The organism is Streptomyces sp. BHT-5-2 (genome assembly GCF_019774615.1).
Classification (GTDB): Bacteria; Actinomycetota; Actinomycetes; order Streptomycetales; family Streptomycetaceae; genus Streptomyces.
Genome location: NZ_CP081496.1, coordinates 2,805,088 through 2,823,862, shown reverse-complemented (window position 1 = coordinate 2,823,862; position 18,775 = coordinate 2,805,088). Strand labels below are relative to the sequence as shown.

The following is an 18,775-nucleotide window of genomic DNA, read 5'->3' as shown; positions in this document are numbered from 1 at the left end:
CTGTCGCCGCGCGCACTGATGCTCCCCCGCCCGCCGACCGTTGGACCGAGCCGCCCGGCGTTGGCCAAGATGGCCGCATGGCTCCCGTTCACCCCTGGCTTCCGGCCGCCGGCGACGAGCCGGCCGTACACACCCTCGACCGCCGCGAGGGCCCCTACGGAGAGGTGGTGCTGCGACGGCGGGGCCCAGCCGCCGAAAACCCCAACGCCCTTACGGGGCACGGGGAAAGCGGCCCGGTGTACGAGATCATCGCCAACGGCTGCTTCCTCATGGACACCTCCGACGGCCGCTCCGAACGGCTGCTGGTGGACGCCGCGCTGGCGGCCCTGCCACCGGACCGCGCGGCCCCCTCGGTGCTGATCGGCGGACTGGGCGTGGGCTTCTCGCTGGCCCGGGCCGCAGCCGAGCCGCGCTGGGGCCGGATCACCGTCGTGGAGCGGGAGTCGGCGGTGATCGACTGGCACCGCACCGGCCCGCTGGCGGCGCTGTCGGGGGGCGCGCTGGCCGATCCGCGCACCGAGATCCGGCACGCCGACCTGGTCGCGCACCTGCGCCCGGAACGCGGCCGAGCCGGCCAACTCGCCTACGACGCCCTGTGCCTGGACATCGACAACGGCCCCGACTGGACCGTCACCAAGGACAACGACAGCCTGTACTCCCCCGCCGGACTGGCCGCCTGCCGGGACCGCCTGACCCCCGGCGGAGTGCTCGCCGTGTGGTCGGCACAGCCGTCGCGGGACTTCGAACGGGCGCTGGGAAATGCCGGTTTCGAGGGTGTACGGACCGAAGAGATCCCCGTTGCCCGAGGAGTCCCGGACGTCGTCCACCTGGCGCTCCGGTCCGCGTAGGGCGCGTAGCCGACTGTCACATCATGCCCTTACGCTGCTGCCCAGCAAGACGCGACCACGCAGGGCACATGCAGGGGCGGGCGATGGACCAGACTCAGACAACCCAGGGCGGCACCACCGCGGCCACGCCGGGCGCCCAGCGCCGGGTCCTGGTCGTGGAGGACGATCCGACGATCGTCGAAGCCATCGCGGCCCGGCTGCGCGCCGAGGGCTTCCAGGTGCAGACGGCCACCGACGGCCCGGCCGCGGTCGACACCGCCGAGGCGTGGCAGCCCGACCTGCTCGTCCTGGACGTGATGCTGCCGGGCTTCGACGGCCTGGAGGTGTGCCGCCGGGTGCAGGCGCAGCGCCCGGTGCCGGTGATGATGCTCACCGCACGCGACGACGAGACCGACATGCTGGTCGGCCTCGGCGTCGGCGCCGACGACTACATGACCAAGCCGTTCTCCATGCGGGAGCTGGCCGCCCGGGTGCACGTCCTGCTGCGCCGGGTCGAGCGGGCCGCGCTGGCCGCGCACACCCCGCGCAGCGGCATCCTGCGGCTGGGCGAGCTGGAGATCGACCACGCCCAGCGCCGGGTCCGGGTGCGCGGCGCCGACGTCCACCTGACGCCGACCGAGTTCGACCTGCTGGTCTGCCTGGCGAACACCCCGCGCGCGGTGCTCTCCCGCGAGCAGCTGCTGGCCGAGGTCTGGGACTGGGCGGACGCCTCGGGCACGCGGACGGTCGACAGCCACATCAAGGCGCTGCGCCGCAAGATCGGTGCCGAGCGGATCCGCACCGTCCACGGCGTCGGCTACGCCCTGGAGACCCCGCCCGCATGACCGGCGGGTGGCGGCCGCGGGCGCGGGCCCTGTGGGACCGGGTCTGGGAGGCGCTGCGGCCGCTGGACCCGTACCGCTCGGTCAAGGCGGCGCTCGGCGCGCTGGTGATCGTGTCGGTGATCATCACCACACTGCTGGTGTTCGTGGCGATGCACTCGGCCACCGAGCTGCGGGTGATCACGGTCTTCTCGATCATCGCCTCGCTGCTGATCACCCAGTTCGTGGCGACCGGCCTGACCGCCCCGCTCGGTGAGATGACGGACGTGACCCGGTCCATGGCGCACGGCGACTACACCCGCCGGGTGCGCGCGGACCGCCGCGACGAGTTCGGCGACCTCGCCGACGCCTTCAACCGCATGGCCGCCGACCTGGAGGCGGTGGACACCCACCGCAAGGAACTGGTCGCCAACGTCTCGCACGAGCTGCGCACCCCCATCGCGGCGCTGCGCGCGGTGCTGGAGAACGTCGTCGACGGGGTCTGCGAGCCCGACTCCGACACCATGCGGACGGCACTGAAGCAGACCGAGCGGCTGGGCCGGCTGGTGGAGCACCTGCTGGACCTCTCCCGGCTGGACAACGGCGTGGTGCCGCTGCACACCCGCCGCTTCGAGGTCTGGCCCTACCTCTCGGGGGTGCTCAAGGAGGCCAACATGAGCCGCGGCGCCGCCACCCTCTCCGGGCTCGCCGGCTCGGGCACCCACACCCGTACGGACGTCCATCTCCACCTCGACGTCTCCCCGCCGGAGCTGACCGCGTACGCCGACGCCGAGCGGCTGCACCAGGTCGTGGCCAATCTCATCGACAACGCGATCAAGCACAGTCCGCGGCACGGCCGGGTCACGGTCCGGGCCCGCCGCGGCGACGGGCCCGAGGGCCTGGTGCTGGAGGTGCAGGACGAGGGCCCGGGCATCCCGGAGTCGGAGCGCTACCGGGTCTTCGAGCGGTTCAACCGCGGCGGGCCGCGCCCCTCGGGGCCGGGCACCGACGGCGGCACCGGACTGGGCCTGGCGATCGCACGCTGGGCGGTGGACCTGCACGGCGGACGGATCGGGGTGGCCGAATCACCCCGGGGTTGCCGGATCCGGGTCACTCTTCCGGGGCAGGAGTCATCCCGGGGTTGACGTGGTCTGACGTAGGGTCGGTGGTGGGAGCACTCATTCCGGGGTGCTACGGCCATGAGTGCTACCCGCACACGGGCAAACCACGTGTGTTTCCCGCCATGTCAGGCCCTGAAACCCTTCGGTGAATGTGACGTGCGCGACGAGTGGCCCTCCCGGACTGCACCAAAGGTCACAAGAGGCGTAGCCTTTATTCCCGCTGTCCACCACCTTAGGAAGCGGAAGAGGGCGGTTGCCGCCGTGTCGCTACAGTCCCCCAACAGTGCGAGTGTCTCGACCGAACAGGGCGAGCAGGGGAAGAATCCCGCTGCCGCGTTCGGGCCCAACGAGTGGCTCGTCGATGAGATCTACCAGCAGTACCTCCAGGACCCGAACTCGGTAGACCGAGCCTGGTGGGACTTCTTTGCCGACTACAAGCCGGGGGGAGCCACCGCGCCGGCCAAGCCCGCGGAGGCAGCGTCCCCCGCCCCGGCTCCGTCGGCCCCGGCCCCCGCGGCCGCGCCGAAGCCCCCCGCCGCCCCTGCGGCCCAGCCGGCGGCCCCGGCGAAGCCGGCCGCGGCGGCCCCGGCGAAGCCGGCCGCGGCGGCCCCGGCCAAGACCGCCCCCGCGAAGCCCGTGGCGAAGCCGGCGGCCGAGCAGCCCGCCGAGGCCCCCGCGGGCCCCGAGCTGGTGACGCTGCGCGGCCCCTCGGCTGCCGTGGCGAAGAACATGAGCGCGTCCCTGGAGCTGCCGACGGCCACGTCCGTCCGCGCGGTCCCGGTGAAGCTGCTGTTCGACAACCGCATCGTCATCAACAACCACCTCAAGCGCGCCCGCGGCGGGAAGGTCTCCTTCACGCACATCATCGGGTACGCGATGGTGCAGGCCCTCAAGGCCATGCCGTCGATGAACAACTCCTTCGCGGAGAAGGACGGCAAGCCGACGCTGGTCAAGCCCCCGCACATCAACCTCGGCCTGGCGATCGACCTGGTCAAGGCGAAGGGCGAGCGCCAGCTGGTGGTCGCGGCCATCAAGAAGGCCGAGACCATGAGCTTCTTCGAGTTCTGGCAGGCGTACGAGGACATCGTCCGCCGGGCCCGGGACAACAAGCTCACCATGGACGACTTCACCGGCGTCACCGCGTCGCTGACCAACCCCGGCGGCATCGGCACCGTCCACTCCGTGCCGCGTCTGATGCCGGGCCAGTCCATGATCATGGGCGTCGGCTCGATGGACTACCCGGCCGAGTTCCAGGGCACCTCGCAGGACGCCCTGAACAAGCTGGGCGTCTCCAAGGTCATGACGCTGACCAGCACCTACGACCACCGGGTGATCCAGGGCGCCGCCTCCGGCGAGTTCCTGCGGATCATGAGCCAGCTGCTGCTCGGCGAGAACGACTTCTTCGACGACATCTTCAAGTCGCTGCGGATCCCCTACGAGCCGATCCGCTGGCTGCGCGACATCGACGCCTCGCACGACGACGACGTCACCAAGGCCGCCCGGGTCTTCGAGCTGATCCACTCCTACCGGGTCCGCGGCCACGTCATGGCCGACACCGACCCGCTGGAGTACCACCAGCGCAAGCACCCCGACCTGGACATCACCGAGCACGGCCTCACCCTGTGGGACCTGGAGCGGGAGTTCGCGGTCGGCGGCTTCGCCGGCAAGTCGATGATGAAGCTGCGGGACATCCTGGGCGTGCTCCGCGACTCGTACTGCCGCACCACCGGCATCGAGTTCATGCACATCCAGGACCCCAAGCAGCGCAAGTGGATCCAGGACCGGGTCGAGCGCCCGCACAAGTCGCCGGAGCGCGACGAGCAGCTGCGCATCCTGCGCCGGCTGAACTCCGCCGAGGCGTTCGAGACCTTCCTCCAGACCAAGTACGTCGGCCAGAAGCGGTTCTCGCTGGAGGGCGGCGAGTCGGTCATCCCGCTGCTGGACGCGGTCATCGACTCTGCGGCCGAGTCGCGGCTGGACGAGGTCGTCATCGGCATGGCCCACCGCGGCCGGCTCAACGTCCTCGCCAACATCGTCGGCAAGTCCTACGCCCAGATCTTCCGGGAGTTCGAGGGCAACCTCGACCCGAAGTCGATGCACGGCTCCGGCGACGTGAAGTACCACCTGGGCGCCGAGGGCACCTTCACCGGCCTGGACGGTGAGCAGATCACCGTCTCGCTGGTCGCCAACCCCTCCCACCTGGAGGCCGTGGACCCGGTCGTCGAGGGTGTCTCCCGCGCCAAGCAGGACATCATCAACAAGGGCGGCACGGACTTCACGGTCCTGCCGATCCAGCTCCACGGTGACGCGGCCTTCGCCGGCCAGGGCGTGGTCGCCGAGACGCTGAACATGTCCCAGCTGCGCGGCTACCGCACCGGCGGCACGGTCCACGTCGTCATCAACAACCAGGTCGGCTTCACCGCCGCGCCGGAGTCCTCGCGCTCCTCGATGTACGCCACGGACGTGGCCCGCATGATCGAGGCGCCGATCTTCCACGTCAACGGCGACGACCCCGAGGCCGTCGTCCGGGTCGCCCGGCTCGCCTTCGAGTTCCGCCAGGCGTTCAACAAGGACGTGGTCATCGACCTGCTGTGCTACCGGCGTCGCGGTCACAACGAGACCGACAACCCCGAGTTCACGCAGCCGCTGATGTACCACGTGATCGACAAGAAGCGCTCGGTGCGCAAGCTGTACACCGAGTCCCTGATCGGCCGCGGCGACATCACGCTGGAAGAGGCCGAGCAGGCGCTGCAGGACTTCCAGGGTCAGCTGGAGAAGGTCTTCACCGAGGTGCGGGACGCCACCGCCGCCCCGGCCCCGGCCGAGGTCCCGCGGCCGCAGGCGGAGTTCCCGGTCCACGTGGACACCGCGGTCTCCCAGGAGGTCGTGAAGCGGATCGCCGAGTCCCAGGTCAACATCCCCGACCGGGTCACCGTCCACCCGCGTCTGCTGCCGCAGCTGCAGCGCCGCGCGCAGATGATCGAGGACGGCACGATCGACTGGGGCATGGGCGAGACGCTGGCCATCGGCTCGCTGCTGATGGAGGGCACCCCGGTCCGGCTGTCGGGCCAGGACTCCCGCCGCGGTACCTTCGGCCAGCGCCACGCGGTGCTGGTGGACCGCAACACCGGCGAGGACTACACCCCGCTGCTCTACCTCTCCGACGACCAGGCCCGCTACAACGTCTACGACTCGCTGCTGAGCGAGTACGCGGCGATGGGCTTCGAGTACGGCTACTCCCTGGAGCGGCCCGAGGCGCTGGTGATGTGGGAGGCCCAGTTCGGCGACTTCGCCAACGGCGCGCAGACCGTCATCGACGAGTTCATCTCCTCCGCGGAGCAGAAGTGGGGCCAGACCTCCGGCGTCACCCTGCTGCTCCCGCACGGCTACGAGGGCCAGGGCCCGGACCACTCCTCGGCCCGGATCGAGCGCTACCTCCAGCTGTGCGCGCAGAACAACATGACCGTCGCGATGCCGACGCTCCCGTCGAACTACTTCCACCTGCTGCGCTGGCAGGTGCACAACCCGCACCACAAGCCGCTGATCGTCTTCACCCCGAAGTCGATGCTGCGTCTGAAGGCGGCGGCGTCGAAGACGGAGGAGTTCACCACGGGCGGCTTCCGGCCCGTCATCGGCGACTCGACGGTCAAGGCCGAGGACGTCCGCAAGGTCGTCTTCTGCTCCGGCAAGGTCTACTACGACCTGGCGGCGGAGCGGGAGAAGCGCGGCGCCTTCGACACCGCGCTGGTCCGCATCGAGCGGCTGTACCCGCTGCCGGGTGCCGAGCTCCAGGCGGAGATCAAGAAGTTCCCGAACACCGAGAAGTACCTGTGGGCGCAGGAGGAGCCGGCGAACCAGGGTGCCTGGCCGTTCCTCGGTCTCAACCTGATCGACCACCTGGACCTGGCGGTCGGCGCCGACGTCCCGCACGGTGAGCGCCTGCGTCGCATCTCGCGGCCGCACGGCTCGTCGCCGGCGGTCGGCTCGGCCAAGCGGCACCAGGCCGAGCAAGCCCAGCTGCTGGCGGAGGTCTTCGACGCGTGAGCGTCCGACGCCGCTGAGCACGGTCCACGAGGGGCCCGTCCCCACCTTCGGGTGGGGCGGGCCCTTCGGGCTTCTCGGGGGCGGCGGACGTCGGCCGGGCGTCCGCGGCCCGTGGCACGGGCGGTCCGCCCGGCTGCCTATCCTGGCCGAACTGTCCCATTGACCTGCTGACCTGCTGGAGAGCACGTGTATTTCACCGACCGCGGTATCGAGGAGCTGGAGAACCGGCGCGGCGAGGAGGAGGTCACCCTCGGGTGGGTGGCCGACCAACTGCGGACGTTCGTCGACCTCAACCCGGACTTCGAGGTTCCGGTGGAGCGGCTCGCCACGTGGCTGGCCCGGCTGGACGACGAGGACGACGAGTAGGGCGCCTACGGCGAGTAGGGCGCGTAGACGTACGGCGGGTGACGGTCGGTGGGCGGCGGCCGTCACCCAGGGGATGAGGAGGGGGCTTCTCAGGGCCGGCTCAGGGTTGGACCCACTTGACTCCCACGGGCTGCGATATATCGTGTTTATCGAAGACGCGATATGTTGCGTTGTCTGCCTACCCTGGGGAGGCCAGGTATGTCAGCCCGGACCGAGTGGACGGTCTCCGCATCCCGCACGCTGGAGATCGAGGAGCCCGTCACCACCCTCGCCGTGCGCCTGGTGGGCGGCACCGTCAATGTCGTCGGCACCTCCGAGACCGGGCCGGCCCGGGTGGAGGTCGCCGAGCTGCACGGCCCGCCGGTGTCCGTCTCCTGCGAGGACGGCACCCTCACCGTCGGCTACGACGACCTGCCCTGGAAGGGCCTGCTGAAGTTCCTGGAGCGCAAGGGCTGGCACCGCGGCGCGGTGGTCTCGGTGAGGGTGCCGGCCGGCACCCGTGTCGAGGTCGGGGTGGTCGGCGCCACCGCGGTCGTCTCGGGCATCGCGGGCCGCACGGAGCTGCGCGGGGTCAGCGGGGACAGCACCCTCGTCGGCCTCTCCGGCCCGGTCCGCGCCGAGACCGTCTCCGGCAGCGTCGAGGCCCAGGCCCTCACCGGCGACCTCACGTTCCACTCCGTCTCGGGCGATCTGACGGTCGTCGAGGGCATCGGCGGCGCGGTGCGCGCCGAGACCGTCAGCGGCGACATGGTCCTGGACCTGGACCCGGTGGCGGGCGCGCAGATCGAACTGAGCACGGTCTCCGGCGAGATCGCCATCCGGCTGCCCGACCCGGCCGACGCCGAGGTGGACGCCAACACCGGCACCGGCGTGGTCACCAACGCCTTCGACGACCTGCGGGTCACCGGCCAGTGGGGCACGAAGCGGATCACCGGCTCGCTGGGCGCCGGCACCGGCCGCCTCAAGGCCACCACCGTCTCCGGCGCCCTCTCCCTGCTGCGCCGCCCCGCCTCCGAGGAGCCGGACGGCCCCATCGGCGGCGGCCCGGTCGGCGACAGCCCCGTCGACGGACCTGCCGACGCCCCCTCCCCCACGACCCCGCCCGCCGGGAAGAAGGTGCTCTGAGCATGCCCCCCGTCTTCGCCCACGGCCGTCTGCGCCTCTATCTCCTCAAGCTGCTCGACGAGGCCCCGCGGCACGGCTACGAGATCATCCGCCTCCTGGAGGAGCGCTTCCAGGGCCTCTACGCCCCCTCCGCCGGCACGGTCTACCCGCGGCTGGCCAAGCTGGAGGCCGAGGGCCTGGTGACCCACACGACCGAGGGCGGGCGCAAGGTCTACTCCATCACCGACGCCGGCCGCGCCGAGCTGGCCGACCGCGGCGGTGAACTCGCCGAACTGGAGCTGGAGATCCGGGAGTCGGTGGCGGCCCTCGCCTCCGACATCCGGGAGGACGTCAGCGGCTCGGCGCGCGATCTGCGCCGAGAGGTCCGGGAGGCCGCCCAGCAGGCCCGGGCGGGCGCCGGGAAGGGCGGGCGGCCGTTCCCGGAGGCCTCGGACTACTTCGACGCCGCGTTCGGCGACAAGGACGCCTGGCAGCAGGCGAAGGAGGAGTTCCGGCGCGCCAAGGAGGAGTGGCGGGAGCAGGCCCGCCGCGCCAAGGAGGAGAGCCGCCGCGCCCGGCAGGAGGCCCAGCGGGCCCGCAAACAGGCCCGGGACGCCCAGGTGTTCGCCCGCGAGGAGGTGCAACGCGTCATCAGGCGCGTCCAGGAGCAGACCCAGGGGGCGGTGCGCTCCGGCGACTGGTCGGCGGCGGTGCGGGACGCGCTGAGCGAGGTCTCCCGCGAGGTCGGCCACTACACCAGCGGCGCGGCGGGCGCCGGCCGCGCCGAGGAGCCGGCCCCGGGCACCCCGGAGGACACCGGGCGCACGGAGCGCACCGGCGCCCAGGACGGCCCCCACATCACGGTCGAACGCATCGACCTGACGAAGGAGGCCGGGGAAGCGAAGGAAGAAGAGGCGACCGGGGAGACCGGGGAGGGCAGGGAGGCCCCGTCGCGGACCCCGGCCGAACCGCCCGCGCCCGCTTGGGCCGCCGAACCGGGCAGCGGCGATCCGGCCCGCGACTTCGACCGCCTGCTGGACCGCTTCCGCGACGACCTGCGGGACGCCGCCCGCGACCACGGCGTCACCGCGGAACAGCTCGCGGAGTCCCGCCTCCGGCTGGCGGCCGCCGCCGCCCGGATCGGGGGGCTGCTGCGCCGTTCCGGTCCGGAGGGGACGGCGACGGAGGGGACGGCGACGGGCCCGGAGGCGTGACGCCCGAGCCGGAGGCGTGACTCCCGGGTCGGAGGCGCCGCCGGCCGATGCGGCGATCCGCGCCGGGACGAGGGCGAGCGGGCCCCTCGCCCGGCGCGGCCCCGATCCCCTTGACCTCAACCGCACTTGAGGCACGAGGCTCCTGTTCACCGACCCACACACCAGGGAGCCCGTATGCCGTCCGTCACCGGCCTGCCCGACGTCCGCCGCCCCGACGCCGCCACCGTCCTCGTCAGCCCCTGGCTCGTTCCGGCCGCCCGTTTCCAGCAACCGGCGGCCGACGCGGTGCTCGACGCGTGGGAGCACCAGCCGCGCCCCGACGCGATGCTGGCGCTCGCCACCCTGCTGAGCACCGACGGCAGCCATGTCCTCAACTACGCGCAGTGGACCGACGACGACGCCCACCGGGAGTGGGTGCGCACCCGGCGCCCCGCGGCCATCGGCCCGATCGACGAGGCCATCCCGGGCATCCGCCGCCCCGGCCCGACCCGTTACCGCCACTACCGCAGCCACGTCCCCCAGGACCCCGCCGCACCCCGGCCCGCCTTCGTGACCACCCCGGTCTTCGCCACCACCGGCCCGGACGCCCAGCGCGCCCTCGCCGACACCGTCGTCGACCTCCTGGACCGCGCACGCGTCCCCGGGCTGCTCGGCGCCCACTTCCACGTCGCCCCGGACGGCGGCCGGGTGCTCAACTTCGGGGAGTGGACGGACGCTTCGGCCTGGCAGTCCTTCCGTACCGGGGAGACCTCGGAGCGGCTGCGGGCGGCGATCGCGGACCTGCCCGGCGTCACCGTCGCACCGGCCGTCCCCGTCGGACACCCTGCGGCGGGCGGCCCGGCCCGGCCGGCGGCGAACGGCCCGGCCGTCCCGCCCGCGGCCTGCTACCGCCCCTACCGGACCCTGGTCAACATCCCGCCCCCGCGGGCCCGTTGACGTCTGACAGCCCGATCAGCGCGGCCACCCCGTCCGTCCGCAGCAGCACCGGCGCCGCCCCGACGTCCGCCGGCTCCAGTACGGCCGCGTCGTACCGCCCCAGCCGCACACCCGGCTCCCCCGCCCCGCCGCCGAGCAGGCGGGCGTCGCCGTCCACCGCGACCACCACCGTGGTCCCCGGCCCCGTCGCCTCCCGGCTGCCGCGCACCATCTCCACGCCCGCCGCCGTCCGGCCCTCGCGGACCATCACGTTCAGATTGACGACCGGGCCGTCGAGCAGCCGGGAGTCGGTGGCGGCGGCGCCGGAGAAGGCGAACGGGCGGTGGCGGCCGGGGAGTCGGTGCGGCGCGCCGTCCACCGTCAGTTCCAGCCCGGCGCCGGCCACGACGGTGAGGATGCGCCGGACGCCGGGCAGCGGCGAGTACGGCCCGTCCCGGGTCACCTCGGCCAGGCTCACCCGCCAGGCGAAGGCATCCCAGCCCGCGTCCGGCGGGTGGGCCGCGACCTCGCGGGTGAGCCCACCGCCGTTGCGCCACGGCACGGCCACCCGCCCGTCGGCCCGCAGGATCCGCATGCCCTCGTCCCCTCCCCGCCGCACCGTCACACCGTCAGCACGACCTTGCCGAAGAGCTCCCCCTCGGCCATCTTCGCGAAGCCCTCGCGTGCCCGGTCCAGCGGCAGGGTGGAGTCGATCACCGGCCGGACGCCCTTGGCGGCGCAGAAGCTCAGCAGTCCGGCCAGCTCCTCCTTGCTGCCCATCGTCGAGCCGACGACCTTCAGCTCCAGGAAGAAGATCCGGTTCAGCTCCCCGTTCTCGGGCGTGAAGCCGCTGGTGGCGCCCGAGATGACCAGGGTCCCGCCGGGCCGCAGCGACTTGACCGAGTGCGACCAGGTGGCGGCGCCGACCGTCTCGATCACCGCGTCCACCCGCCGGGGCAGCCGCTCACCGGAGGCGAACGCCGCCTCGGCGCCCAGCTCCACGGCCCGCTTGCGCTTGCTCTCGTCCCGGCTGGTGGCGAAGACCCGCAGGCCGGCGGCGGCGCCCAGGACGATGGCGGCGGTCGCCACCCCACCGCCGGCGCCCTGGACCAGCACGCTGTCCCCGGGCCGGACCCCGGCGTTGGTGAACAGCATCCGGTACGCGGTCAGCCAGGCGGTGGGCAGGCACGCGGCCTCCGCGAACGACAGGCCGGCGGGCTTGGGGAGGACGTTCCAGGAGGGCACGGTGACCCGCTCGGCGAAGGTGCCCTGGTAGCGCTCGGTGAGGATGGAGGGCTTCTCGTCGGGGTCGACGCCGTGGCCGGTCTGGCCGATGACGGAGTGCAGCACGACCTCGTTGCCGTGCTCGTCGATGCCGGCGGCGTCGCAGCCGAGGATCATCGGGAGCGACTCCTCGGTGATCCCGACGCCGCGCAGCGTCCACAGGTCGTGGTGGTTGAGGGAGGCGGCCTTGACGTCGACGGTGGTCCAGCCGGGGCGGGCGGCGGGGGCCGGGCGCTCCCCCAGTTCGAGGCCGTTCAGCGGCTGGTCGCGGTCGATACGGGCGGCGTAGGCAGCAAACATGATCCCAAAGTAGGCCGCGGGGGCGCGCCGCGACAGCGGGCGCGGGTGTGACACGCGCCGCCTCGCCGGAGCCGTGGGCGTCCGGAATCCCACCGCTTTTTCCGGCCCTCGCCGCAGATGCCCGACGGGCCGGGCCCGCACCCGCGGGGGTGCCGGTCCGGCCCGTCGGCGATGTACGGCGGGACGAGGTCAGCGCCGGGCGACGCCCTCCGCACGGGCGGCGGCCGCGACGGCCGCGGTGACGGCCGGGGCGACCCGCTCGTCGAACGGCGAGGGGATGACCTTCTCCGCGCTCAGCTCGTCGGCGACGACGGCGGCCAGCGCCTCCGCGGCGGCGAGCTTCATGCCCTCGGTGATCTGCGAGGCGCGCACCTGCATCGCGCCGGCGAAGATGCCGGGGAAGGCCAGCACGTTGTTGATCTGGTTGGGGAAGTCGCTGCGCCCGGTGGCGACCACCGCGGCGTACTTGTGGGCGACGTCCGGGTGGATCTCCGGGTTGGGGTTGGCCATCGCGAAGATCATCGAGTTCTTCGCCATCTTCGCCACCGCCTCCTCCGGCACCGTGCCGCCGGAGACGCCGATGAAGACGTCGGCGCCGTCCAGCGCGTCCTCCAGGGAGCCGCTCAGGCCCGCCTTGTTGGTGAAGCCGGCCAACTCGCGCTTGACGTCCGTGAGGTCGCCGCGGTCGGCGGAGACGACGCCCTTGCGGTCGCAGACCGCCACGTCGCCGATGCCCGCCTCGACGAGGATCTTGGCGATGGCGACCCCGGCCGCGCCGGCGCCCGAGATGACCGCCCGCAGCTCGCCCAGCGACCGGTCGGTGAGCTTGGCGGCGTTGCGCAGCGCGGCGAGGGTGACCACCGCGGTGCCGTGCTGGTCGTCGTGGAAGACCGGGATGTCCAGGCGCTCCTTGAGCTTGCGCTCGATCTCGAAGCACCGGGGCGCCGAGATGTCCTCCAGGTTGACGCCGCCGAAGGAGGGCGCGAGGCGGACGACGGTGTCCACGATCTCGTCGGTGTCGGTGGTCGCGAGCGCGATCGGCACCGCGTCCACACCGCCGAACTGCTTGAAGAGGATGGCCTTGCCCTCCATCACTGGAAGGGATGCCTCCGGGCCGATGTCGCCCAGGCCCAGCACCGCGGTGCCGTCCGTGACCACGGCCACGACCTGGGACTTCCATGTGTAGTCGTGCACGAGCTCGGGCCGCTCGGCGATGGCGCTGCACACCTTGGCGACGCCCGGCGTGTACGCGAGGGACAGGTCGTCCTTGTCCCTCACCGGCACCGTTGCCTGGACGGCCATCTTGCCGCCGCGATGCAGCGCGAAGGCCGGGTCGAAGAGTTCGTCGGACGTGCCGTCCGCTCCGCCCTCCGTGCCCGTCTCGCTGTCGCTGCGAGGATTGACGATCTCCGCTGCCACTGTTCTCTGACCCCTTTGTCGTAAATCTGTTGAGGGTTGACCACTCCCTGGTTGAGGAGTGGGCGGGCACCGCGCCCGTGCCCTGCGCAGCGGATGGCCGCCGCGCGGGGGGAGGTACGGACGCCGGGCGCGCCGCACACGCGCCCTGAGCCCCGGATGAGGGGTGTAACGAACCTTTCTACCGGACGGGCGCGCGCGGCGACGAGTCAGATTCGTTACCTGCCGGTACAAGGCTCCGACAATAGCGACGGATTGGCGGAAAACGCCGGAGATCCCCCAGGACTGTCCGAATTCCGAGACGCGGCCCCGCTCACGGAACGTCCCGCCGTGCCGCCGGACCGCGATTTCCCTTCTGCCGCAAGACCGGGAAGCGCCACTCTCCGTCCGTTATGCGATTTTGACCTGAACGGCAGTCCGAATACCGGAGCCCGGATGGCAAGATTCCCGTCACCGACCGAGGGCGCGACGCCCAAAGGTGCCCAAAGGTGTGTGCCCACCCCCTTCTCACCAGCACGTCGACTGCCCACACTGGCACGTCGGTTACCCACCCGCAGGAGGATCCGCATGACCGCAGACACCACCCGTCGCGCGGCGGCCGGCAGGTCCGGCAGGTCCGTACGGACCGCCGCCGCGATAGCCACGGTCACCGCATCGCTGCTGCTGCTCAGCGCCTGCGGTGACCAGACGGACGCGGCCATCGCCCGACGGGAGGCGGCCAAGAACCGGAATCCGCACGCCCCGCTGTTCAACAGACTCCCCAAGGACGTCCAGGACAAGGCGATGCTCCAGGTCGGCTCGGACATCACGTACAAGCCGGTGGAGTTCCGCTCGAACGGCGCGGTGGAGGGCATCGATCCGGATCTCGGGGCGGCGATCGGCAAGGAATTGGGCATCAAGCTCAATTTCAACAACGCCACTTTCGACACCCTCATGGGCGGCCTGAAGTCCAAGCGCTACGACATCGCGATGTCGGCGATGACGGACACCAAGGACCGGCAGGAGGGCATCGACTCCACCACCGGCAAGAAGATCGGTGACGGCGTCGATTTCGTGGATTACCTCAACGTCGGTGTCTCGCTCTACACCCAGAAGGGCAAGACCAAGGGCATCGACGGCTGGGAGGCCATGTGCGGCAAGAAACTCGCCGTGCAGCGCGGCACCGTCTCCCACGACCTGGCCAAGGACAAGTCCAAGGCATGTGAGGACGGCGGCCAGCAGCCGATCTCCATCGAGGCGTTCGACAACGACTCCGAGGCCCAGACCCGGCTGCGGACCGGCGGGGTGGACGCGGTCTCCAGCGACTACCCGGTCGCGGCCTACGCGGTGAAGGTCTCCGGCGGCGGCAACGACTTCCAGATGGTCGGCGGCGCCCCGCTCAAGGCGGCGCCCTACGGCATCGCCGTCCCCAAGGGGCAGGCGCAGCTGCGCGACGCGATCAAGGCGGCCGTGGAGCTGGTGATCAAGAACCACGCATACGACGGCGTCCTGGCCAAGTGGAACGTCAAGGACGCCGCGGTCAAGGAAGTGCAGATCAACGGCGGTACCTGAGCCGGCGCCCGGTTCCGTCCCGCCGGCGCGCTCCGCGCGGCCCCCCACGCCTCTCCCGTCACACGCTGAAAGGCTTTTCTCCGTGTCAGTTGACGTCGACAAGCCGGCCGAGCCGCCGGCGGCCGCTCCGCCGACCCAGCCCGAGCCCATCAAAGCCATACCGGTCCGCCACTACGGGCGCTGGGTCGCCGCGCTCGTCGTCATCGGGCTGCTGGTCCTGCTCGTCCGGGCCTTCGCCTCCGGGAAGGTCAACTGGGGCGCGATACCGGAGTACATGTTCAACGCGGACATCCTCAAGGGCCTGCGCAACACCCTGTGGATCACCGTGCTGTCGATGGTGATCGGCATCGTGCTGGGCGTGATCCTGGCGGTCATGCGGCAGTCCAAGAACCCGGTGACCAAGTCGGTGTCGTGGTTCTACATCTGGTTCTTCCGCGGCACCCCGGTCTACGTCCAGCTCTTCCTGTGGTTCAACCTCGGCCTGGTCTTCCAGTACATCGACATCATGCCGATCTACAAGGACGAGTGGTCGGACTTCATGACCCCGTTCCTGTGCGCGCTGCTGGGCCTCGGCCTCAACGAGGCCGCGTACATGGCCGAGATCTGCCGGGCCGGCCTGAACGCCGTCGACGAGGGCCAGACCGAGGCGGCGCACGCGCTGGGCATGAGCCACGGCAAGACGCTGCGCCGGATCGTCGTGCCGCAGGCGATGCGGGTGATCGTGCCGCCGACCGGCAACGAGGTCATCAACATGCTCAAGACCTCCTCCCTGGTCATCGCCGTCCAGTACTACGACCTGCTGCAGGCCGCGCAGAACGTCGGCCGGGACTCCGGTGTGGTGGTCGAGATGCTGATCCTGGCCGCCGCCTGGTACCTGATCGCGACGACGGTGCTCAGCATCGGCCAGTACTACCTGGAGCGCTACTACGCCCGCGGCTCCAGCCGCCAGCTTCCGCCCACCCCGTTCCAGCGCCTCAGGGCGAAGCTGGCCGGCCCGAACCGCGCCGGAGGTGCGGCATGAGCACGAGCAAGAACAACAGCACGGACAACAGCACGGACAAGGCCACGGACAAGGGCGCGAACGAGGGCACCGGCCCGGCCGCGGAAACCGGTTCCGGCGAGGCCGTCGTCCCGATGGTCAAGGCCGAGGGCGTCCACAAGTCCTTCGGCACCGCGCACATCCTCAAGGGCATCGACCTGGAGGTCGCGCCCGGTGAGGTCTTCTGCCTGATCGGCCCGTCCGGTTCCGGCAAGTCGACGTTCCTGCGGTGCATCAACCACCTGGAGAAGATCAACGCCGGCCGGCTGTCGGTCGACGGCGAACTGGTCGGCTACCGCGAGCAGCACGGCAAGCTCTACGAGCTGCGCGACCGCGAGGTCGCCGCCCGCCGCCGGGACATCGGCATGGTCTTCCAGCGCTTCAACCTCTTCCCGCACATGACCGCGCTGGAGAACATCATGGAGGCGCCGGTCCAGGTCAAGGGCGAGTCCAAAACGGCCGCGCGGGACCGGGCGGCGGCGCTGCTGGAGCGGGTCGGGCTGGGCGACAAGGCCGGCAACTACCCCTCGCAGCTCTCCGGCGGCCAGCAGCAGCGGGTGGCGATCGCCCGGGCGCTGGCCATGGAGCCGAAGCTGATGCTCTTCGACGAGCCGACCTCGGCCCTCGACCCGGAGCTGGTCGGCGACGTCCTGGACGTCATGAAGGACCTGGCGGCCGACGGCATGACGATGGTCGTGGTGACCCACGAGATGGGCTTCGCCCGCGAGGTCGGCGACTCGCTGGTCTTCATGGACGACGGCGTGGTGGTCGAATCCGGCCATCCCCGCGACGTCCTCACCAACCCCCGGCACGAGCGGACCCAGTCGTTCCTGTCCAAGGTCCTCTGACCGCGGCGGCGCGGTGGGCGGCACCCTCGCGGTCCCCCCCCCGCCGCGTGCGCCGGGCGCTACTTCAGCGCCAGGACGAGGCTGTCCGTCGGCGAGGCCCACACCGGGCGCACCTCCGCGAAGCCGGCCTCGCGCAGCGCCCCGACGTGCCACTGCACGGCCGGCGTGTCCCCGTCGGCGTGCTCGCCGTAGATCTCGAAGCGCTCGGCGGTCGGCCCGGCCAGGCGCGGGTCGGCGCCGGCCAGCCGCCACCACTCGGCCCAGTCCACCGCGCCGGTCTCCTTGGCCCGCGCCATCCGGGCGTGCCGGAACTCCCGCTCGGCGGCGTTGATCCGCGGGGTGGTGTCGTCGGGCATGTGGTCGGCGTTGAGGAACACCCCGCCGTCCCGGACGAGGCCGCCCAGCTGCCCGTACAGCGTCCGCAGCTGCGGGGAGTGCAGCCAGTGCAGCGCGGTGGCGGTGAGCACCGCGTCGTAGGAGTCGTGGGGGAGCTTTTCCGGCCACGCCGGGTCCTTGAGGTCGGCGCGGACGAAGCGCACCCGCGGCTCGTGCTCGAAGTGGCCCTCGGCGATGGCCAGCAGCGCGGGATCGAGGTCCACCCCCACGCTTATCGCCTTCGGGAACCTCTTCAGCAGCCGGTCGGAGATACTGCCCGTACCGCATGCCAGATCGAGCACCCGCGGCTCGGGGCCCACCAGCGCCTCGACCATGTCCAGCATCACCCGGAACCGCTCCTCGCGGTCGGGCATGTACCACTCCTGTTGCCGGTCCCAACTCTCCTGCCACGCCTGCCAGTCCCCGCCGACAACGGTCTCGGTCATCACAATCCCTCCGGCCCGTAATACCCTCGTACTGACAACACCCATTACGCAGGTGGGTACTCGCACCCTAGACGCGCGCCGTAAGGACTACAAGTGGAACTGGCCTATTACTCGGACTATGCCGTGCGGCTGGTCAACACCGAGCAGCCCGAGCGCGGCGGGGACACACTGACGTCGGTCGAGGCGGTCCGCGAGCTCTTCGGTCCCGCCCAGCAGGCCGCCCGGCGGGCCACCGAGAGCGATGTGACGCGGCTGCGCACCGTCCGCTCCCGGCTCCGCGCGGTCTTCGAGGCCGCCGACCGCGGCGACGAGGTGCTCGCCGTCGACCTGCTGAACGCGCTGATGATGGAGTTCCCGGTCAGCCCGCAGATCTCCGGCCACGAGTTCCGTGATGACGACGGGCGCCCCAAGTGGCACATGCACATCGCCGACCACGCCGCCAACGCCACCGCCGGCTTCACCGCGACCGCCTGCATGGGCCTGGCCTTCCACCTCACCGAGCTGGGCGTGGACCGGCTGGGCATCTGCGAGGCCAAGCCCTGCCGCAACGCCTACCTGGACACCTCGACCAACCGCTCCCGGCGCTACTGCTCCGACCGCTGCGCCACCCGCGCCAACGTCGCCGCCTACCGCGCCCGCAAGCGCCTGGAGAGCGGCCGCACCGCCGAGAGCGCCCAGGCACCCCAGTCGAGCACCGCCCGCGGCGAGCGCTGAAGGCCGCGCGGCGGCCGCACCCGCAGCCAGGCCCGGGCGATCACCAGCTCGTCCGGGACCGCCCCGAACTCCCGACTGTCGTTCTCCACGTACGGGTTGTCGCCGCGCACCCACCAGCCGCCGTCCCGCCGCTCCACCGCACGCTTGACGATCAGCAGGTCCTGGCGGAACGGGTGCCGCAGCACGACCACGTCGCCGGGACGCACCGCCGCCCCGTACCGGACCACCAGCTGGTCGCCCGGCCGGAGCGTGGGCACCATCGACGGGTTGTAGACCTCCGCGAGCCCGAACGCCCGCAGCGGCCCGCCCCGCACCGGCTCCGCGCCGCCACCGCCCTCCCGCTCCGGCTCGCGCACCCGCTCCGGCATCCGTACCTCCCCGTCCAGCCCC

17 protein-coding genes are annotated in these 18,775 nt (G+C 71.8%); 12 read left to right on the top strand and 5 right to left on the bottom strand.

What is annotated here, in order from left to right; all coding sequences use genetic code 11:
* Positions 1 to 77 precede the first annotated feature (77 nt).
* The 8 genes from K2224_RS12590 (at position 78) to K2224_RS12555 (ending at position 10,433) form a co-directional block, all read left to right on the top strand.
* Complete coding sequence (locus K2224_RS12590; protein ID WP_221906650.1) at positions 78 to 848, top strand: spermidine synthase; 771 nt, start codon at positions 78 to 80, stop codon at positions 846 to 848.
* Between the two features lie 83 nt (positions 849 to 931).
* Complete coding sequence (locus K2224_RS12585) at positions 932 to 1,672, top strand: response regulator transcription factor (protein WP_039632823.1); 741 nt, start codon at positions 932 to 934, stop codon at positions 1,670 to 1,672.
* On the top strand, positions 1,669 to 2,793 hold the full coding sequence (locus K2224_RS12580) for an ATP-binding protein (protein ID WP_221906649.1): 1,125 nt from the start codon (positions 1,669 to 1,671) through the stop codon (positions 2,791 to 2,793). Before K2224_RS12585 ends, K2224_RS12580 begins: the two co-directional genes overlap by 4 nt.
* A gap of 237 nt (positions 2,794 to 3,030) precedes the next feature.
* Positions 3,031 to 6,813, top strand: coding sequence for a multifunctional oxoglutarate decarboxylase/oxoglutarate dehydrogenase thiamine pyrophosphate-binding subunit/dihydrolipoyllysine-residue succinyltransferase subunit (locus K2224_RS12575; RefSeq protein ID WP_221906648.1), 3,783 nt, complete (start codon positions 3,031 to 3,033; stop codon positions 6,811 to 6,813).
* A 186-nt stretch (positions 6,814 to 6,999) separates the two neighbouring features.
* Positions 7,000 to 7,179, top strand: coding sequence for a DUF6104 family protein (locus K2224_RS12570; protein WP_030811338.1), 180 nt, complete (start codon positions 7,000 to 7,002; stop codon positions 7,177 to 7,179).
* A 198-nt stretch (positions 7,180 to 7,377) separates the two neighbouring features.
* Positions 7,378 to 8,304 carry a DUF4097 family beta strand repeat-containing protein gene (locus tag K2224_RS12565; protein WP_221906647.1) on the top strand — a complete coding sequence of 309 codons (927 nt, stop codon included), beginning with the start codon at positions 7,378 to 7,380 and terminating at the stop codon, positions 8,302 to 8,304.
* Between the two features lie 2 nt (positions 8,305 to 8,306).
* Positions 8,307 to 9,497: a PadR family transcriptional regulator gene (locus K2224_RS12560; RefSeq protein WP_221906646.1), complete on the top strand. Its 1,191-nt coding sequence runs from the start codon at positions 8,307 to 8,309 to the stop codon at positions 9,495 to 9,497.
* A gap of 174 nt (positions 9,498 to 9,671) precedes the next feature.
* Positions 9,672 to 10,433 (top strand): antibiotic biosynthesis monooxygenase, encoded by a 762-nt coding sequence (locus tag K2224_RS12555; protein ID WP_221906645.1) that lies wholly within the window; start codon positions 9,672 to 9,674, stop codon positions 10,431 to 10,433.
* On the opposite strand, the gene K2224_RS12550 is transcribed toward K2224_RS12555, so the two are convergent.
* The 3 genes from K2224_RS12550 to K2224_RS12540 all read right to left on the bottom strand — a co-directional run bounded on the left by K2224_RS12550 (position 10,405) and on the right by K2224_RS12540 (position 13,415).
* Positions 10,405 to 11,007 carry a HutD family protein gene (locus tag K2224_RS12550; RefSeq protein WP_221906644.1) on the bottom strand — a complete coding sequence of 201 codons (603 nt, stop codon included), beginning with the start codon at positions 11,005 to 11,007 and terminating at the stop codon, positions 10,405 to 10,407. The genes K2224_RS12555 and K2224_RS12550 overlap by 29 nt on opposite strands.
* 26 nt (positions 11,008 to 11,033) lie before the next feature.
* On the bottom strand, positions 11,034 to 11,996 hold the full coding sequence (locus tag K2224_RS12545) for a zinc-binding dehydrogenase (RefSeq protein WP_221906643.1): 963 nt from the start codon (positions 11,994 to 11,996) through the stop codon (positions 11,034 to 11,036).
* A 189-nt stretch (positions 11,997 to 12,185) separates the two neighbouring features.
* Positions 12,186 to 13,415 (bottom strand): NADP-dependent malic enzyme, encoded by a 1,230-nt coding sequence (locus tag K2224_RS12540; protein ID WP_221906642.1) that lies wholly within the window; start codon positions 13,413 to 13,415, stop codon positions 12,186 to 12,188.
* A 564-nt stretch (positions 13,416 to 13,979) separates the two neighbouring features.
* Here K2224_RS12540 and K2224_RS12535 point away from each other — a divergent pair.
* The 3 genes from K2224_RS12535 to K2224_RS12525 all read left to right on the top strand — a co-directional run bounded on the left by K2224_RS12535 (position 13,980) and on the right by K2224_RS12525 (position 16,850).
* Positions 13,980 to 14,963 carry an ABC transporter substrate-binding protein gene (locus tag K2224_RS12535; protein WP_221906641.1) on the top strand — a complete coding sequence of 328 codons (984 nt, stop codon included), beginning with the start codon at positions 13,980 to 13,982 and terminating at the stop codon, positions 14,961 to 14,963.
* 82 nt (positions 14,964 to 15,045) lie between these two features.
* A complete protein-coding gene (locus K2224_RS12530; RefSeq protein WP_221906640.1) occupies positions 15,046 to 15,984 on the top strand; it encodes an amino acid ABC transporter permease in 939 nt (312 codons plus the stop codon).
* Positions 15,985 to 16,097: 113 nt separating this feature from the next.
* On the top strand, positions 16,098 to 16,850 hold the full coding sequence (locus tag K2224_RS12525; RefSeq protein ID WP_221909628.1) for an amino acid ABC transporter ATP-binding protein: 753 nt from the start codon (positions 16,098 to 16,100) through the stop codon (positions 16,848 to 16,850).
* Positions 16,851 to 16,909: 59 nt separating this feature from the next.
* On the opposite strand, the gene K2224_RS12520 is transcribed toward K2224_RS12525, so the two are convergent.
* Entirely contained in the window at positions 16,910 to 17,671 is a 762-nt protein-coding gene (locus K2224_RS12520) for a trans-aconitate 2-methyltransferase (protein WP_221906639.1), read from the bottom strand.
* 93 nt (positions 17,672 to 17,764) lie between these two features.
* Between K2224_RS12520 and K2224_RS12515 the strand changes: the two genes are divergently transcribed.
* On the top strand, positions 17,765 to 18,385 hold the full coding sequence (locus K2224_RS12515; protein WP_221906638.1) for a CGNR zinc finger domain-containing protein: 621 nt from the start codon (positions 17,765 to 17,767) through the stop codon (positions 18,383 to 18,385).
* Here the strand turns inward: K2224_RS12515 and sodX are convergent.
* Positions 18,298 to 18,753: a nickel-type superoxide dismutase maturation protease gene (sodX, locus tag K2224_RS12510; RefSeq protein ID WP_221909626.1), complete on the bottom strand. Its 456-nt coding sequence runs from the start codon at positions 18,751 to 18,753 to the stop codon at positions 18,298 to 18,300. The genes K2224_RS12515 and sodX overlap by 88 nt on opposite strands.
* Positions 18,754 to 18,775: the final 22 nt, after the last annotated feature.

Excerpts from the sequence above, each read along its gene's own strand:
- K2224_RS12590 (WP_221906650.1), top strand. The coding sequence starts at position 78 with ATGGCTCCCGTTCACCCCTGGCTTCCGGCCGCCGGCGACGAGCCGGCC.
- K2224_RS12585 (WP_039632823.1), top strand. The coding sequence starts at position 932 with ATGGACCAGACTCAGACAACCCAGGGCGGCACCACCGCGGCCACGCCG.
- K2224_RS12580 (WP_221906649.1), top strand. The coding sequence starts at position 1,669 with ATGACCGGCGGGTGGCGGCCGCGGGCGCGGGCCCTGTGGGACCGGGTC.
- K2224_RS12565 (WP_221906647.1), top strand. The coding sequence starts at position 7,378 with ATGTCAGCCCGGACCGAGTGGACGGTCTCCGCATCCCGCACGCTGGAG.
- K2224_RS12560 (WP_221906646.1), top strand. The coding sequence starts at position 8,307 with ATGCCCCCCGTCTTCGCCCACGGCCGTCTGCGCCTCTATCTCCTCAAG.
- K2224_RS12555 (WP_221906645.1), top strand. The coding sequence starts at position 9,672 with ATGCCGTCCGTCACCGGCCTGCCCGACGTCCGCCGCCCCGACGCCGCC.
- K2224_RS12550 (WP_221906644.1), bottom strand. The coding sequence starts at position 11,007 with ATGCGGATCCTGCGGGCCGACGGGCGGGTGGCCGTGCCGTGGCGCAAC.
- K2224_RS12545 (WP_221906643.1), bottom strand. The coding sequence starts at position 11,996 with ATGTTTGCTGCCTACGCCGCCCGTATCGACCGCGACCAGCCGCTGAAC.
- K2224_RS12535 (WP_221906641.1), top strand. The coding sequence starts at position 13,980 with ATGACCGCAGACACCACCCGTCGCGCGGCGGCCGGCAGGTCCGGCAGG.
- K2224_RS12525 (WP_221909628.1), top strand. The coding sequence starts at position 16,098 with ATGGTCAAGGCCGAGGGCGTCCACAAGTCCTTCGGCACCGCGCACATC.
- K2224_RS12520 (WP_221906639.1), bottom strand. The coding sequence starts at position 17,671 with ATGACCGAGACCGTTGTCGGCGGGGACTGGCAGGCGTGGCAGGAGAGT.
- sodX (WP_221909626.1), bottom strand. The coding sequence starts at position 18,753 with ATGCCGGAGCGGGTGCGCGAGCCGGAGCGGGAGGGCGGTGGCGGCGCG.